This window comes from Xanthomonas euroxanthea (assembly GCF_903989455.1).
GTDB lineage: Bacteria > Pseudomonadota > Gammaproteobacteria > Xanthomonadales > Xanthomonadaceae > Xanthomonas > Xanthomonas euroxanthea.
The window spans coordinates 772,074-788,706 of sequence record NZ_LR861803.1; the positions used below are offsets into that span (position 1 = coordinate 772,074).

16 protein-coding genes are annotated in these 16,633 nt (G+C 65.8%); 12 read left to right on the plus strand and 4 right to left on the minus strand.

Features of this window, described 5'->3' with window-relative positions:
- Positions 1-241 precede the first annotated feature (241 nt).
- On the plus strand, positions 242-1,207 hold the full coding sequence (locus tag H7A86_RS03215; protein WP_024940221.1) for a helix-turn-helix transcriptional regulator: 966 nt from the start codon (positions 242-244) through the stop codon (positions 1,205-1,207).
- A 7-nt stretch (positions 1,208-1,214) separates the two neighbouring features.
- Here the strand turns inward: H7A86_RS03215 and H7A86_RS03220 are convergent, their stop codons facing one another.
- Positions 1,215-1,784: a lipocalin family protein gene (locus tag H7A86_RS03220; RefSeq protein ID WP_104583747.1), complete on the minus strand. Its 570-nt coding sequence runs from the start codon at positions 1,782-1,784 to the stop codon at positions 1,215-1,217.
- Between the two features lie 308 nt (positions 1,785-2,092).
- On the opposite strand from H7A86_RS03220, the gene H7A86_RS03225 reads away from it, so the two are divergent.
- Together H7A86_RS03225 and H7A86_RS03230 are read left to right on the plus strand one after the other, a co-directional pair.
- Positions 2,093-2,404, plus strand: coding sequence for a hypothetical protein (locus tag H7A86_RS03225; RefSeq protein WP_024940223.1), 312 nt, complete (start codon positions 2,093-2,095; stop codon positions 2,402-2,404).
- Positions 2,405-2,471: 67 nt separating this feature from the next.
- Positions 2,472-4,565, plus strand: coding sequence for a prolyl oligopeptidase family serine peptidase (locus H7A86_RS03230; protein ID WP_119130660.1), 2,094 nt, complete (start codon positions 2,472-2,474; stop codon positions 4,563-4,565).
- Positions 4,566-4,912: 347 nt separating this feature from the next.
- Here the strand turns inward: H7A86_RS03230 and H7A86_RS03235 are convergent, their stop codons facing one another.
- Entirely contained in the window at positions 4,913-6,097 is a 1,185-nt protein-coding gene (locus tag H7A86_RS03235; protein ID WP_119130662.1) for a pyridoxal phosphate-dependent aminotransferase, read from the minus strand.
- Positions 6,098-6,248: 151 nt separating this feature from the next.
- Between H7A86_RS03235 and H7A86_RS03240 the strand changes: the two genes are divergently transcribed.
- The 9 genes from H7A86_RS03240 to hslU all read left to right on the plus strand — a co-directional run bounded on the left by H7A86_RS03240 (position 6,249) and on the right by hslU (position 14,678).
- The gene (locus H7A86_RS03240; protein WP_164739779.1) at positions 6,249-8,363 is read left to right on the plus strand and encodes a S9 family peptidase; all 2,115 of its coding nucleotides are present in this window, start codon (positions 6,249-6,251) and stop codon (positions 8,361-8,363) included.
- Positions 8,364-8,486: 123 nt separating this feature from the next.
- Positions 8,487-8,885, plus strand: coding sequence for a YbaN family protein (locus tag H7A86_RS03245; protein WP_119130659.1), 399 nt, complete (start codon positions 8,487-8,489; stop codon positions 8,883-8,885).
- Positions 8,886-8,924: 39 nt separating this feature from the next.
- Positions 8,925-9,179, plus strand: coding sequence for an LPS translocon maturation chaperone LptM (gene lptM / locus H7A86_RS03250; RefSeq protein ID WP_104583750.1), 255 nt, complete (start codon positions 8,925-8,927; stop codon positions 9,177-9,179).
- Positions 9,169-10,020 carry a diaminopimelate epimerase gene (dapF, locus tag H7A86_RS03255; protein ID WP_115675981.1) on the plus strand — a complete coding sequence of 284 codons (852 nt, stop codon included), beginning with the start codon at positions 9,169-9,171 and terminating at the stop codon, positions 10,018-10,020. The genes lptM and dapF overlap by 11 nt, the downstream gene beginning before the upstream one ends.
- On the plus strand, positions 10,020-10,691 hold the full coding sequence (locus H7A86_RS03260) for a DUF484 family protein (RefSeq protein WP_164739002.1): 672 nt from the start codon (positions 10,020-10,022) through the stop codon (positions 10,689-10,691). Before dapF ends, H7A86_RS03260 begins: the two co-directional genes overlap by 1 nt.
- A 78-nt stretch (positions 10,692-10,769) precedes the next feature.
- Positions 10,770-11,657 carry a tyrosine recombinase XerC gene (xerC, locus tag H7A86_RS03265; RefSeq protein WP_104649238.1) on the plus strand — a complete coding sequence of 296 codons (888 nt, stop codon included), beginning with the start codon at positions 10,770-10,772 and terminating at the stop codon, positions 11,655-11,657.
- A gap of 164 nt (positions 11,658-11,821) precedes the next feature.
- The gene (locus H7A86_RS03270) at positions 11,822-12,379 is read left to right on the plus strand and encodes a DUF1203 domain-containing protein (protein WP_232099234.1); all 558 of its coding nucleotides are present in this window, start codon (positions 11,822-11,824) and stop codon (positions 12,377-12,379) included.
- Between the two features lie 270 nt (positions 12,380-12,649).
- Complete coding sequence (gene hslV / locus H7A86_RS03275; protein ID WP_005997221.1) at positions 12,650-13,201, plus strand: ATP-dependent protease subunit HslV; 552 nt, start codon at positions 12,650-12,652, stop codon at positions 13,199-13,201.
- A 109-nt stretch (positions 13,202-13,310) separates the two neighbouring features.
- Entirely contained in the window at positions 13,311-14,678 is a 1,368-nt protein-coding gene (gene hslU, locus H7A86_RS03280; protein ID WP_119130658.1) for an ATP-dependent protease ATPase subunit HslU, read from the plus strand.
- Positions 14,679-15,662: 984 nt separating this feature from the next.
- Here hslU and H7A86_RS03285 read toward each other — a convergent pair.
- Complete coding sequence (locus H7A86_RS03285) at positions 15,663-16,118, minus strand: nucleoside deaminase (protein WP_047126085.1); 456 nt, start codon at positions 16,116-16,118, stop codon at positions 15,663-15,665.
- Positions 16,115-16,618 (minus strand): GNAT family N-acetyltransferase, encoded by a 504-nt coding sequence (locus H7A86_RS03290; RefSeq protein ID WP_119130663.1) that lies wholly within the window; start codon positions 16,616-16,618, stop codon positions 16,115-16,117. Before H7A86_RS03290 ends, H7A86_RS03285 begins: the two co-directional genes overlap by 4 nt.
- Between the last annotated feature and the right edge of the window lie 15 nt (positions 16,619-16,633).

Below are 16,633 nucleotides of genomic sequence, written 5' to 3' on the forward strand. Positions count from 1 at the left end.
ACGGACTGATCGGCTGCGTCATGAGCGAGTGAACGCTACGCTTCAGAAGAGGTTGGGGCGCCGGCTCCGAAACGGCAGCGACTGGCCCGGTCGCGCACCTCGCAGGCAGATCCGGCCCGCGCGCAGCACAGGCGAACGCGCTGGCCACGGTGGCACCGCCGCGGCGGCGTCGCTGCGGGCATGATTGCCGGTAGACATCGACGCTCACCCCGCCACGCAAAGACTCGGACATAATCGACGCATGGACCGCTACGAACGCATCAATTCCCTGCATCGCTTGCTCAAGTCGGCACGCTACCCGGTCACGGTGGCGCGGCTGCAGGATGAGCTGAGCTGTTCCCGCGCAACCGTGTACCGCGACCTGGCGTTCCTGCGCGATGCGCTGATGGCGCCGGTGGAAGGCGACGGCGAATCGGGGTTCCGCTATCTCTCCGGGGAAAGCGATCGCTTCGAACTGCCTGGCCTGTGGCTGAGTTCGGAGGAGCTGCACGCGCTGCTGGCGTCCCAGCAATTGCTGGCGCGCACCGGCGGCGGGGTGTTGTCCTCGATGCTGGCGCCGCTGCAGCAACGCATCGAAGGACTGCTGGCCGCCCAGGCCGGTGTGTCGCAATGGCCGGTGGACCGGGTGCGGGTGATTCCGCACCGCGGCCGCAAGCTGGACGAGGCCAGCTTCCGCACCGTCGCCTCGGGTGTACTGGAGCGCAAGCAGCTGAGCTTCGACTATCGCGCCCGTTCCACCGACGAATCGACCAAGCGCACCGTGTCTCCGCAGCGCATCACCCACTACCGCGACAACTGGTACCTGGACGCCTGGGACCACGGCCGCGATGGCGTGCGCAGCTTTGCGGTGGACCGCATCAACCACGCGCGGCTGCTCGAGAGCGTGCCGCGCGATGTGCCCGACAGTGAGCTGGACGAGCAGCTGGCGGCCAGCTACGGCATCTTTTCCGGCGCGCCAAAGGGCTGGGCCACCATCGTGTTCAGTGCCAAGGCCGCGCGCTGGGTTGCCGACGAGCATTGGCACTCCAAGCAGCAGGGCCGCTTTCTGGCCGATGGCCGTTATGAGCTCAAGGTGCCCTATAGCAACTCGCGCGAGCTGCTGATGGACGTGCTGCATTACGGCTCGGATGCGGAGATCGTCGAGCCGGTCTCGCTGCGCGAGCAGGCCAAGGCGCTGCTATCGCTGGCATTGAGCAACTACGACTGAGCGTGCGTCAGCGCTTGCTTGGCACTTCAAAACCCAGGCGGTCCACCTGCTCGCGCAACTGCGGCACGCGCTTGAGCTTGTCGGTGTAGATGGAATAGTCGTCGCGCATCTTGTCGACCAGCTTGCGGTACTGGTCGCGGCTCATGTCCGGCTTGCGCGCGAAGATCCAGGCCAGGTCGCGGCCGGGATAGGAAATCAGCATCCATGAGCCGTCCGGCGCGATTTCCAGGATGCGCTGCTTGGCCGGAATGACCTTGTAGAACCACACCCGCCAATCGCGGTTGCCGCTCTCGGCGTCCACCGAGGCGCGCGCGTTGACCTCCTTTTCCGGCTCGCCGAAGCCTTCGCGGTACAGATAGCGCACCGCCACCTTGCCGTCTTCGACCAGGGTGTACTCGTCGCGGCTGGTGACGTGGCCACGCTCCACCGGGTTGGGCATACGCGCAATCACGTACCAGGTGCCCATGATCTTGGACAGATCGACTGCCGGCTCGCTGGCAGGCGTGTCCTTGGCGGATGCCACGGGCAGGCCGAGGACGAACAGAAAAGCGAGGGCGATCGTAACGGTCAGGCGCATCGCAACATCACAAAGGGGCAGTTGGAGCAGCACACTACCGCATGCAGGGGGCAAGTTCGCGTCAACGGTCGGGTCTGGCGCACGCGGCTGTCGCAGACGCGGCATCCGGGGACTGGGTCTGGGTGCGAAAGAGGGTGCCGTTGGCGGCCTGGCGGTGCTGGTCGCGTCGCCGGGAGCGCTGCCGCTGCCGTGCCGGAGCGTCTTGGTGCCGGAGCTTTTGCTGGTTTCGCGGCCAGGTCGCAGCCGGTGAGATGGGCGCAGGCAATCCTGCCGGCCTGTCCCGATCCTTCCTGCCACGGAGTGCCGCCATGTCGATTCGTCCTTCCCGTCGTTCCGAACGTCCCGACCCGCGCGTGCTGCGCCCGGTCCGGCAGATCGCCCTGGCCGGCCTGGCCCTGGTGCTGGTCTGGCCGGCCGCGCGCGGCCATAGCGAGTGGATCGGCTGGCTGCCGCTGTGGCTGGTCGGCATGCCGATGCTAGCCTGGTGGAGCCTGCACCGGTTCGCATTGCCGGCACTGGTGCGGCCAGGTGCGCGGCGCGGTGCGCCACGTCGGCGCGGGCCGCAGGCGCAACGCCGACGCAGCACGTCGCGTGCGGCGACACAGGCGCGCGCGGCCTGACCTTCGGCAGGGTCGGGCGGCGGAGGGCTATGCTACGTTCCCGGCGTTCGTTCTCCCGGAAACATTCATGTCCAAACTCGCCTCGATCTGCCTGGTTGCCGGTCTGATCACCGCTGGCGCCGTCTCTGCAGAGGAAACCGCCGTGTCCAACGATCCCTACGCCTGGCTGGAAGATGTCTCCGGTGCCAAGTCGCTGGACTGGGTCAAGGCCCAGAACGCCAAGACCGAGGCGCGCCTGGCCGCCACGCCGGCCTTCAAGCAGATGGAAACCAGCATCCGCGAGGTGCTGGATTCGGATGCCAAGATCCCGGGCGTGCAGAAGATCGGCGAGTACTACTACAACTTCTGGAAGGACAAGCAGCACGAGCGCGGCCTGTGGCGGCGCACCACGCTGGACGAATACCGCAAGCCGGCGCCCAAGTGGGAAACGGTGCTGGACCTGGATGCGCTCAACAAGGCCGAAGGCGAGAACTGGGTCTGGCACGGCGCCGACTGCCTGCGCCCGGACTACCAGCGCTGCCTGATCGCGCTGTCGCGCGGCGGCGCCGATGCCGATGTCACCCGCGAGTTCGACCTGGCCGGCAAGCAGTGGGTCAAGGACGGCTTCTTTCGTCCCGAATCCAAGGGCGGGCTGGGCTGGATCGACCAGGACACCGTCTACGTGTTCACCGATTTCGGTGCCGGCAGCATGACCAGCTCCGGCTATCCGCGCATCGCCAAGCAATGGAAGCGCGGCACCCCGCTCAGCGCCGCCACGGTGGTGTACGAGGGCAAGCCCACCGACATGTACATCGCGGCGATGCATGACGACACGCCCGGCTTCGAGCGCGATTTCGTCAGCCGTACGCTGGCCTTCTACAACGAGGAGCTGTACCTCAAGGGTGCCGACGGCAAGCTGGTCAAGGTGGACGCACCCAACTCGGCCAGCAAGTCGGTCAAGCGGCAATGGCTGACCCTGGAGCTGCGCGACCCGTGGACCGTGGGCGGCAAGACCTACAAGGCCGGCTCGTTGCTGGCGACGCGGTTTGACGACTTCATGGCCGGCAAGCGCAGCTTCGATGTGCTGTTCGAGCCCACCGACAGCACGTCGCTGGCTGGCACGGCGTGGACGAAGTCGCACCTGGTATTGAACGTGCTGGAAGACGTCAAGAACCGCCTGAGCGTGATCACGCCCACGCAGGATGGCTGGAAGAAGAGCGCCTTCGTCGGTGCGCCGGCATTCGGTACCGTCGATGTCGGCGCGGTGGACAGCGACGACAGCGACGCGCTGTGGTTGACCGTCACCGACTACCTGACCCCGACCACCTTGTCGTGGGTGGAGGTGGGCAGCGCGCCGCAGCCGCTCAAGTCCATGCCGGCGTTCTTCGATGCCGGCAAGGACAGCATCGAGCAGCACTTCGCCACCAGCAAGGACGGCACCCGCGTGCCGTATTTCCTGGTGCGGCCCAAGGCGTTGACGCTCGATGGCAGCGCGCCGACCCTGCTGTACGGCTACGGCGGTTTCGAGATCTCGATGACGCCGAATTACTCCGGCGGACTGGGCCGCGCCTGGCTGGAAAAGGGTGGCGTCTACGTGGTGGCCAACATCCGCGGCGGTGGCGAATACGGTCCGCGCTGGCACCAGGCCGCGCTCAAGCAGAACCGCCACAAGGCCTATGAAGACATGGCCGCGGTGGCAAAGGATCTGGTCGCGCGCAAGATCACCTCGAACAGGCACCTGGGCGTGCAGGGCGGCAGCAATGGCGGCCTGATGACCGGCAACATGCTGACCCAGTATCCGGAGCTGTTTGGCGCGGTGGTGGTGCAGGTGCCGCTGCTGGACATGAAGCGCTACAGCCATCTGCTGGCCGGTGCCTCGTGGATGGCCGAATACGGCAACCCGGACACCGACGACTGGAAATTCATCCAGACCTTCTCGCCGTATCACCTGTTCGATCCGAAGAAGACCTATCCGCCGGTGATCTTCCTCACCTCCACGCGCGACGACCGCGTGCATCCGGGCCACGCGCGCAAGATGGCCGCCAAGATGATCGAGGCCGGCAAGGACGTGACCTACTACGAAAACATCGAAGGCGGCCACGGCGGCGCGGCCAACAACGCGCAGGCAGCGCACATGGCGGCGCTGGCCTACAGCTTCCTGTGGGAGCGACTGGCCGATTGATCAGGCGTTGATCGAACGCAGTCGGTAACGCGATTGCGTTGCTCATGCGGTGCCTTGAAGAAGCCCTGGGCCAAATGGCCAGGGCTTTTTTTTCCTTCTCCGCCGGGAGAAGGTGCCCGAAGGGCGGATGAGGGTACATGCGCACGCAACCGGCGACGCCGGGACGGGGCGCACGTACTGCCAGGCGCGGCTGCGGTGCAGGCCTCGCTTCAGCGCGAGGCCTGCCCGCAAACAGCAGTGCAAAAACAGCGGCCAGCAGCAGTCACGGCTGTTTCCATCGGCGCAGTGAACCTGCGGCTAGGGCCAGGCGCTACCCAGAGGAGCCGTGCGCACTGCCGGCCGTCTGATCAAAGGCCTTGTAACCCACGCGCAATCCGCGCCACCGCCTGTTCCAGGCGCGGCAGGCTTTGCGTGTAGGCGATGCGCACGTGCTGGTTGGCGCGGTGGACGCCGAAGTCGATGCCGGGGGTGAAGGCGACATGCTCGGTTTCCAGGAAATGCGCGCAGAAGGCCTGGGCATCGTCCGAGAATGCGCTGATGTCGGCGTAGAGATAGAACGCGCCCTGCGGTTCGACGGCGATGTCGAAGCCGAGCTGGCGTAGCGCCGGCAGCAGATAGTCGCGGCGTTGCCGGAACTCGGCGCGGCGGGCTTCGAAGATGGCGATGCTCTCGGGCGTGAAGCAGGCAAGCGCGGCGTGCTGGGCGATGGTGGAGGCGCTGATGTAGAGGTTCTGCGCGAGTTTTTCCAGCTCGGGCACCGCCGCCGGAGGGGCGATCAACCAGCCCAGGCGCCAGCCGGTCATGCCGAAGTACTTGGAGAAACTGTTCAGCACGAAGGCGCTGTCGTCCACTTCCAGCACGCTGTGCGCGTCCATGCCATAGGTCAGGCCGTGGTAGATCTCGTCCACCACCAGATGCCCGCCGCGTGCATGCAGCGCCTGCGACAGGTCAGCCAGTTGCGCGCGCGACAGCACGCTGCCGGTGGGGTTTGCGGGCGAGGCGACCAGTGCGCCGACGCTGCCGGCGTTCCAGCAGGCCTCGACCAGGCCAGGCGTCAGTTGGTAATCGGTGTCTGCGCCGACCGGCACCAATTGCGCGGCGCCTTCGACCAGGCGCAGGAAGTGCCGGTTGCACGGATAGCCGGGGTCGGCGAGCAGCCAGTGTTTGTCCGGGTCGACCAGCAGGCTGCTGGCCAGCAGCAATGCACCGGAGCCGCCCGGCGTGACCAGGATCCGTTCCGGGTCGAGATCACAGCCATAACGCTGCGCATAGAAGCCGGCGATGGCGGCACGCAGCGCGGGCAGGCCACGTGCAGCAGTGTAGCGGGTGTGTCCCGCCGCCAGTGCGGCCTGTCCGGCCGCGACGATCGGTGCGGCGGTGGTGAAATCCGGCTCGCCGATTTCCAGGTGGATCACATCGTGGCCGGCCTGTTCCAGCGCATTGGCGCGCGCCAGCAGCGCCATCACATGAAACGGGGCGATGTCCTGGCTGCGGCGGCTGTAACCGGAGAAGTGCGGAGGCGTGGTATCCATCGCCATGATGGTAGACCAGCGGCGGCGCGGGATTTGTTACTGCACGGGAAAGCGCGCTACCGGCCCCCCCTGGCACATGACGCTGCGCGCCGGTCTCTTCTACACTCGGGCGCTGGGATGGCATTGCGTTCATCCAACGGACCCCAATCTGATGAAGCCTGTCCTCTCTTTTCTGATCGCCAGCCTGATGACCACATCTGTTCCTTCCGCCCTCGCAGCTCTGCCATCGCCGCCGGACGTGGCCAAGCGTCCGCATGTGGTCAAGGCCCCGTTCGGTGCCACCCGTGATGACGACTATTACTGGTTGCGCGACGACAAGCGTGAGGACAAGGCGATGCTGGCCTATCTCAATGCCGAGAACGCCTACACCGACACGGTGATGGCGCCGCTCAAGCCGCTGGAAGACACGCTGTACACCGAGATCGTCGGGCGCATCAAGCAGGACGACGCCAGCGTGCCGTATCGCGAGCGTGGCTACTGGTATTACACGCGCTTCGAAGCCGGCAAGGACTACCCGATCCAGGCGCGTCGCAAGGGCAGCATGGAGGCGCCGGAACAGATCCTGCTCGACGTCAACCAGATGGCGCAGGGCAAGGGGTACTTCAGCGTCGGCGATGCGGAAGTCAGCCAGGACAATCGCATCCTGGCCTGGGCCGACGATGCGGTGGGCCGCCGCCAGTACACGATCCGCTTCAAGAACCTGGACACCGGCGAGATCTACCCGGACACGGTGGAAGGCGTCTCGCCCAACGTGGTCTGGGCCGACGACAACAAGACCCTGTTCTATGTCGAAAACGATCCGGAAACGCTGCTCACCGTGCGCGTAAAGAAACACGTGCTGGGCACGCCCGCCAAGGACGACGTGCTGGTCTACGAGGAGAAGGACGACAGCTTCTACATGGGCATCGGCCGTACCCGCGACGACAAGTACATCACCATCGGCGTGGAAAGCACGGTGTCGTCGGAGACGCGTTACGCGCCGGCCGACAATCCGGAGCGGTTCACGCTGCTGGCCAAGCGCCAGCGCGATGTCGAATATCACCCCGAGCATTTCGACGGCCGCTGGGTGATCCGCACCAATGCCGATGGTGCCAAGAATTTCAAGCTGGTGACCGCACCCACCGACGCGACCACGCGCAAGCAGTGGACCGACTGGGTGGCGCACGATGACAAGGTCTACATCGAGAATTTCGAGCTGTTCGATGGCTTCACCGCGGTCGAGGAGCGCTCCGGCGGCCTGGAACGCGTGCGCCTGCTCAAGCGTGACGGCAGCCAGGAGTACGTCAAGGCCGATGAGCCTGCGTATTCGATGGGCCTGGCGATCAATTCCGAGCCGGACACCGCATGGTTGCGTTACAGCTACACCTCGCTGACCACGCCGGCCACGACGTACGAACTCAATACGCAGACCGGCGAGCGCAAGTTGCTCAAGCAGCAGCCGGTGATCGGTTACGACGCCGGCAAGTACGTCACCGAGCGCGTCTGGGTGACCGCGCGCGACGGCGTCAAGGTGCCGGTGTCGCTGGTGTACAAGCAGGGCTTCAAGAAGGACGGCAGTGCCGCGTTGTTCCAGTACGCCTACGGCAGCTACGGCATGTCGATGGACCCGGCATTCAACCTGCCGGCGATCAGCCTGCTGGACCGTGGCGTGGTGTATGCCATCGCGCACATCCGCGGCGGCCAGGAAATGGGCCGCCAGTGGTACGACGACGGCAAGTTGCTGCACAAGAAGAACACCTTCACCGACTTCATCGACGTCACCCGTGGCTTGGTGGCACAGGGCTACGCCGCCAAGGATCGCGTCGCCGCCTCCGGTGGCAGTGCCGGTGGATTGCTGATGGGTGCGGTGGCCAACATGGCCCCGCAGGACTACCGCGTGATGGTTGCGCAGGTACCGTTCGTCGACGTGGTCACCACCATGCTCGATGCCAGCATCCCGCTGACCACCAACGAATACGACGAGTGGGGCAACCCGGAAAAGAAGGCCTATTACGACTACATGCTGTCCTACTCCCCGTACGACAACGTGACCAAGCAGGCCTATCCGGCCCTGTTCGTCGGCACCGGCCTGTGGGATTCGCAGGTGCAGTACTGGGAGCCCGCCAAGTGGGTGGCCAAGCTGCGCGACGACAACACCGGCACCCAGCCGATCGTCTTCCGCACCAACATGGAAGCTGGCCATGGCGGCAAGTCCGGCCGTTTCCGCCGCTACCGCGAACTCGCCGAGTCGTATGCGTTTGTGCTGGAGCAGCTTGGGGTCAGGTAGCTGAGGGGCGGGGATTGGGGATTGGGGAGTCGGGATTGGGGATTGGGGATTGGTAAGAGCAGGTGGCTGGGTCCAACGCCGATTCCAGGCCACCTCAACGCCGGCTGGCCGTATCATTTACCCATGACGCGACCGACTCGATTCCGCTGGGCCTGGTGGTTGCTGGCCTACGCCAGCCTGGCGACCGGCATCGTCGGTATCTTCGTGCCCGGCCTGCCGACGACCGTGTTCATCCTGATTTCCGCCTGGGCCGCCTCGCACGGCTCCGAGCGCCTGCACACCTGGCTGCTCTCGCACCCGCGCTTCGGCCCGGCGATCGTCGAGTGGCAGACCTATCGTGCAGTCAGCCGCAAGGCCAAGTGGATGGCCACGCTCACCATGAGCGTGTGCGCCGCCATCATGCTGTGGTGCGTGCCGGTGTTCTGGGTCAAGTGCGTGTCGATCGGCAGCATGGCGGTGGTGGCGACCTGGTTGTGGCTGCGCCCCGAGCCGCCACCGCGCGCGATCTCGGCGCCGCGCTGAGCACACGTCAGTCAGGGTGTTCTGGCTATACTTCGACGCATGAGCCTTCTGTCCCGACCATCCGTTCGCCTCGCACTGGTTGGTGCGACCTTTGTCCTGCTTGCCGCCTGCGGCAACAAGGGCCCGCTGGTGATGCCGCAGAAGCCGGTGCCGGTGGAAGCCCAGCCCGTGCCGCAGCCGCCGGACGCGCCGCAACCACTGGACGAGTCGAACCCGGCACCTGCGCCGGTGAATACCGATCCGCAGCCCGCGCCCACCACCGACCAGCCCGCTAGCAGCGGCAATGAGCGCTGACGGTCGCAGCGGGCGCCTGCGTTTCACCAAGATGCATGGCGCCGGCAACGATTTCGTGGTGCTGGACCTGCGCGACGGCACGCCGCCGCCGGATGCCGCGCTGGCTGCACATCTGGCCGACCGCCATTTCGGCGTGGGCTGCGACCAGATCCTGACCATCGAGCCTCCGCGCAGCAGCGAGGCGGTGGCCGCTTACGGCATCTGGAATTCCGACGGCACGGCCGCGCGCCAATGCGGCAACGGCGCTCGCTGTGTGGCGGCCTGGCTGGTGCGCGACGGCACTGCGCAGGGCGATGATTTCGTCATCGATAGCCCGTTCACCTCCCACCGCGTGCAACGTCTGGACACCGGCACCTACGCGGTGGCGATGGGCGTGCCGCAATTCGAGCCCACACAGATCCCGCTGGCCGGCTTTGCGCGCGCGCGCGAGGAATACGCGCTGCCGGTGCATGGCGAAACCGTGCGCTTTGGCGCGGTGTCGATGGGCAACCCGCATGCGGTATTGGAAGTGGGGCGGGTGGATGCGGCGCCAGTGGAGCGCGTCGGCGCCTCGCTGCAGCAGAACGCCGCGTTCCCCGATTCGGTCAATGTCGGCTTCGTGCAGGTTGTCGACCCCACACACGTGCGCCTGCGCGTGTTCGAGCGCGGTGTCGGCGAAACCCTGGCCTGCGGCAGCGGCGCGTGCGCGGCGGCGGTGGTGCTGATGCAGCGCGGCCGTGTCGAGCGCGACGTGCAGGTGTCCTTGCCCGGTGGCGAACTGCGCATTCGCTGGGATGGCGATCAGCAGCAGGTGGTGATGTCCGGTCCGGCCGTGTTCGTCTTCGATGGAGAGTGGAACTGATGAGCGAGAACACGGACAAATTCGGCGCGCACGACGTGGCAACCTGGTTGCGACGCCATCCGACCTTCCTCAAGCAGTTCCCGGACCTGGCGGTGAGCCTGCTGGTGCCGCGCGACGACGGCCCGACCGCGTCGCTGGCCACCTACCAGCTGGAAGTGCTGCGCGACAAGAATCGCGAGCTGTCGCGGCGCCTGCACGAGCTTGGCCACAATGCGCAGGACAACGAGCGCCTGGCCGTGCGCACGCATCAACTGACCCTGGCGCTGATGCGCCAGACCAGCGCGGCCGACACGCTCAAGGCGATGGCCGCCTCGCTGGCGGAGGATTTCAACGGCGAACTGGTACGGCTGGTGTTGCTCAAGCCGGTTGCCGGCCTGGAGGCCGACTGGCTGCAGGTCATTGCCGCCGATGACGCGCGGCTTGCCCCGTTCCGCGATTGCCTGGGCGACGGCGAGCCGATCTGCGGCCGCCTGCAGACGGAAAAACATGCGCTGCTGTATGCCGGCCAGGCCGCCGACGTGCAATCCACCGCGCTGCTGCCGTTGCCCGGCATCGGCCTGATTGCGGTCGGCAGCAGCGACGCCAACCGCTTCTATCCCGGCATGGGCACCTTGTTCCTGCGCATGATGGGCGAGTCCTTGAGCGTGGCGTTGCAGCGCTTCGATACATGATGCGTGGCGCGGGCTGCGCCGATGCGTGCCGCCTGCGCTGGATGGCCGCGCCGATGACGTGGCAACGAGGAGTCTGAGGTGGCGTCGGTCGACGATTTCCTGGCGTATCTGCAGGTCGAGCGGCAGGTGTCTGCGCATACGCTGGATGCCTACCGGCGCGATCTCGCCGCGTTGGTGGGGTGGGCCGGCGAACAGGCCATCGACGATGTTGCGCAGCTGGAGAGCGCGCAGTTGCGGCAATTCGTCGCGGCCGAGCACCGGCGCGGCTTGTCGCCCAAGAGCCTGCAGCGCCGTCTGTCGGCATGCCGCAGTTACTACGCCTGGTTGCTCAGGCATGGCCGCATTGCCGCCAGTCCTGCCGCGGCGCTGCGTGCGCCCAAGGCGCCACGCAAGTTGCCGCAGGTGCTGGATGCCGACGAGGCGGTGCGTCTGGTCGAGGTGCCGACCGATGCGCCGCTGGGCCTGCGCGATCGCGCCTTGCTGGAGCTGTTCTATTCGTCCGGGCTGCGCCTGAGCGAGCTTTGCGCGCTGCGCTGGCGTGATCTGGATCTGGACAGCGGGTTGGTGATGGTGCTCGGCAAGGGCGGCAAGCAGCGCCTGGTGCCGGTAGGCTCGCATGCGATCGGCGCCTTGCGCCAATGGCTGCGCGACAGCGGCGGGCGTGCCGACACGCATGTATTCCCCGGCCGCGCCGGCGGAGCCATTTCGCAACGCGCAGTGCAGATCCGCATCAAGCAACTAGCGGTACGCCAGGGCATGTTCAAGGACGTGCATCCGCATATGCTGCGGCACAGTTTTGCCAGCCACATCCTCGAATCGTCCGGCGACCTGCGTGGCGTGCAGGAGTTGCTTGGGCATTCGGATATCGCCACCACGCAGATCTACACGCATCTGGATTTCCAGCATCTGGCCAAGGTCTACGACGCCGCGCATCCGCGGGCAAAGCGCAAGAAAGCCGCCGAGTAGGCGGGACGCAGCGCCTGACGTTGCGATCGACTGGTCCGCAGCGCAAGGATCTGCCGATTGCGTGATGGACAGCCACAGGCAGTTGATGCACGTCGCCGGCCGACCACCGCAGCTATCGCCTGTCCGCCGGTGCGAGAGGGGCTTGACCGCACTCAGGTGCTGCCATGTCCGAAGGCGGCGAGCAGGGCCGGCACGCGTGCGTCACGCTGCGCTTCCGCCTCTGGAAGATCGTCATGGCCTCGTTTCGTTTGACCGGGCTCGATCCGGCCCTGTTCGCCCATCTGCACGGACTCGATGACGTTGCGTTGACCAGCCACCACGCAATACGTGTGATCGCCGATGCCGATCACGGATTTCCGTGTCGTATCAGCCTGCAGGATGCGCGCGCAGGCGAGCAGTTGCTGCTGCTGCCATATCTGCATCAGGCAGCCGACTCGCCCTACCGCGCGAGCGGGCCGATCTTTGTGCGTGCCGCAGCGGTGCCTGCACGGCTGGAGCCCGATGCGGTGCCGGCTGGGATCCAATCGCGGCTGATCTCGCTGCGCGCCTACGATCATCGCCATCATCTGGTGAACGCCGAGGTGTGTGCAGGCGACCACGTCGCAGCGTGGTTGCACGCGTGCCTGGACGATACGCAGATCGCCTACGTGCACCTGCATCACGCCCGTCAGGGCTGTTACGCGTGCCGCGCCGATCGCGTTGCGGGGACTGAGCGTGATTGAAATCCTCGCCCAGCACCCCGGCGTGTGGCGAGGGTAGGCACGGGCGATGGATCGGCCGATGGCAGGCCGGATACCGTGCAGAAACCCGCGGCCCATCTGCCCGAAGCAGGCCTGCGGGCGTTGAGGCGCCGAAGGTGCCGGGAGCAGTCCAGGGCGGACGCTGTCGCGCGCGTAGGGCGCACTCACCCCCGCCTCGATGCGACGCCTGGTCGCAGCGCGCTTGAACCCGGCAGGGGCGTCCCCACCTCATGGGAAACCCCCGGAGGACCCATGGATCCCAGCCAGAATCCCAACATCGTTCACGCCACCACCATCATCTCGGTTCGGCGTGGCGGGCATGTCGCCGTCGCCGGCGATGGCCAGGTCACCCTCGGCCACACCGTCATGAAGGGCAATGCGCGCAAGGTGCGCCGGCTTGGCCGCGAAGGGCAGGTGCTGGCCGGTTTTGCCGGTGCCGCCGCCGATGCGTTCACCCTGTTCGAGCTGTTCGAAGCCAAGCTCGACAAGCATGGGCAACTGACCCGCGCCGCTGTGGAGCTGGCCAAGGACTGGCGCACCGAGCGCCGCCTGGGCAAGCTCGAAGCGCTGCTCGCGGTCGCCGATAAAGAAACCTCGTTGATCATCAGCGGTACCGGCGATGTGATCGAACCGGAAGACGGCATCATCGCCATCGGTTCGGGTGGCTCGTACGCCTTGTCGGCCGCTCGCGCGCTGCTGGCGCACACCGAGCTCGATGCCAAGACCATCGCTACCGAAGCGATCAATATCGCCGGCGATATCTGTATCTATACCAATCGCAATGTGGTGGTCGAGGAGCTGTGAATCGGGAGTGGGGAATCGGGAATCGCAACAGCGGTTTCGGTTCCACCCCGACGACAGAGGCTCTTGATTTCGCGCTTGCGATTCCCCTTTCCCCATTCTCGATTCCCCAATGCCAAATCCCGATAGCTCAACCATGACTCCGCGCGAAATCGTGCAGGAGCTCGACCGTCATATCGTCGGCCAGCACGATGCCAAGCGTGCGGTTGCCATCGCGCTGCGTAATCGCTGGCGTCGCATGCAGCTGCCCGAAGAGCTGCGCAACGAGGTGATGCCCAAGAACATTCTGATGATCGGTCCGACCGGCGTCGGCAAGACCGAGATCGCACGCCGCCTGGCCACGTTGGCCAATGCGCCGTTCGTCAAGGTCGAAGCCACGCGCTTTACCGAGGTCGGCTATGTCGGCAAGGATGTGGAGCAGATCATCCGCGATCTGGCCGATACCTCGGTCAAGCTGTATCGCGAACAGGCCAAGGTGCGCGTGCGCAACCAGGCCGAAGAGCGCGCCGAAGATCGCATCCTGGACGCGCTGCTGCCGCGCCGTGCGGCCGGGATCGGCTTCGATCCGGAAGCAGCACGCAACGAGCCCTCGTCGCAGGACAACGACACCCGCATCAAGTTCCGCCGCATGCTGCGCAGTGGCGAACTGGACGAGCGCGAGATCGAGCTGGAAGTGGCGGTCAATGCCAGCATGGACATCATGACCCCGCCGGGCATGGAGGAAATGGGCCAGCAGTTGCGGCAGATGTTTTCCAACCTGGGCAGCGGCAAGTCGCAAAAGCGCAAGCTCACCATCAAGGCCGCGCGCCCGCTGCTGATCGAAGAAGAAGCCGGCAAGCTGGTCAACGAAGACGATGTGCGCACGGCGGCGATCGAAGCCTGCGAACAGCACGGCATCGTGTTCATCGATGAGATCGACAAGGTGGCCAAGCGTGGTGAGGCCGGCTCCAATGGCGGCGATGTCAGCCGCGAGGGCGTGCAGCGCGATCTGCTGCCGCTGGTGGAAGGCTCCAATGTGTCGACCAAGTACGGCACGGTCAAGACCGACCATATCCTGTTCATCGCCTCCGGTGCATTCCACCTGGCCAAGCCCAGCGATCTGATTCCCGAATTGCAGGGCCGCTTTCCGATCCGCGTGGAATTGACCGCGCTGACCAAGGCCGATTTCGTGCGCATCCTCACCGAGCCCAAGGCGGCGTTGATCAAGCAGTACGAGGCCCTGCTGCAGACCGAGGGCGTGCGCCTGACCTTCGGTACCGATGCGGTGGAGCGCCTGGCCGAGATTGCCGCACAGGTCAACGAGCGGCAGGAAAACATCGGCGCGCGCCGCCTGCACACGGTGCTGGAGCGTCTGCTCGATGTGCTGAGCTACGAGGCACCGGACCGTGACGGGCAGAGCGTCACCGTCGATGCGGCCTATGTCGATGCGCAGCTCGGCGAGCTGGTGCAGGATCCGGACCTGAGCCGCTACATCCTCTGATCGCAGCGCACCTGCGCGCAGATGCGTAATGCAATGCGCGTATGGCATCTGGCGTGAAATGCAGTGCAAGCGTGGCAGAAACGCATTGCAGGACGATGCAAGCTGGCCGCATGCTGGCAGATGCAGTCAAAAGCCGAGTCGGTGGAGGGCGCGATGCCCTCACCGCTTGCGGGACACGCCGTGAATCCATCCGTGGAGGCTCGGTGGCGGCATTCATGCCGCCACACGGTCCCGCAACCGGCGAGGACACCGCCCCAGACAATTGGTCGGCACTCATCTAAAAGGCTGTCTGCATTGTGGCGTGCATCAGACATGGAGCCGATGCTTCATGATCGAATGAGGCGCATCCAGCACTGCTCTGCCATGCACACCGACCATCTCGACTGGCCCTTGCCCGCTCACCGTCGCGGGACCCTGAGCGGCATGGATGCCGCGCCGGAGCCTACAAGGACGTACTTGCGGCGTGTCCTGCGATGGTGGGCGGGCAAGGGCCCTGCAGCACACTCGCAGCGCCGAGCGCGCGGCGCCCTCACCGCTTGCGGGACATGCCGTGAATCCATCCGTGGAGGCTCGGTGGCGGCATCCATGCCGCCACACGGTCCCGCAACCGGCGAGGGCACCGCACCAGACAATTGGTCGGCGCTCATCTAAAAAGCTGTCTGTCGTGCGGTGTGCATCAGACCTGTAGCAGATGCTTCAATGATCGAACAAGGCGCATCCAGCACCGCTCCATCATGCGCACCGACCAACTCGATAGGTCCTTGCCCGCCCATCGTCGCGGGACCTTACGCGGCATGGATGCCGCGTAAGAGCCTACATGGACGTACTTGCGGCGTGTCCCGCGATGGTGGGCGGGCAAGGGCCCTGCAGCCAGGTTGCAGATCACACCCTGCAACGAAGGCGCAGATCATCGGCTCTGCAACTGGCCCTCACCTTGGCAGTCGCCTGCACAGCACAGCCAACCTGCTAAATCCGGCAAACCGCTCAGTCCTCGCCGATATCCTCGTTCCATACGTCGGGGTTGGCGGCGATATAGCCGCCCAGCAGGTCGATGCATTCCTGGCTCTGCAGGTCGATGACAGTGACGCCATGCTCGCGCAGCCAGGACACGCCGCCCTGGAAGGTGACCGACTCGCCGACCACCACGGTGCCGATATTGAACTGGCGCACCAGTCCGCTGCAGTACCAGCAGGGCGCCAGCGTGGTGACCATGATGGTGTCCTTGTAGCGGCGCTGACGGCCGGCCTTGCGGAAGGCATCGGTTTCGCCATGCACGGAGGGATCGTTTTCCTGTACGCGGCGGTTGTGACCACAACCGAGCAGGCGCCCGTCGTTGTGATACAGCGCCGCGCCGATCGGGATGCCGCCTTCGGCCAGGCCCTGGCGGGCTTCGGCAATGGCGGTGTCGAGCAGGGCGCGGTAGTCGGGGGTGGTGATCATGCAGGCTCCTGGGTGGCGGCGTCGGCGCGACGCAGCATGTCGATGTGGGGAATGCCGTCTTCCAGATAGGGGGCGGACGAGGGCGTGAAACCATGTGCGGCGTAGAACGCCTGCAGGTGCGCTTGCGCGCCGAGTTGCACGGCGCTGGCGGGCCAGTGTTGCTGCACCACGCGCAAGCCTTCGCGGAGCAGTGCATGGGCAAAGCCGTGACCACGCTGCGCGGCGGCAATAACCACCCGGCCAATGCTCGGCTCGAGATAGCTCACGCCGGGCGGCAAGACGCGCAGATAGGCAGCCAATGCATCATCATCATCGGTGCTGCCGAGCAGATGCAGCACACCCGGCAGGCTGTCCTTGCCATCCAGCTCCGGATACGCGCATTGCTGCTCCACCACGAACACGTCCGAGCGCAGCCGCAGCAGCGCGTACAGCTGCGTGGTGCTCAGTTGGTCGAAGCGCAGGCACTGCCAGTGCAGCGAGGGTGGGGGCAGGGACGACATCAGCGCATGATAGCG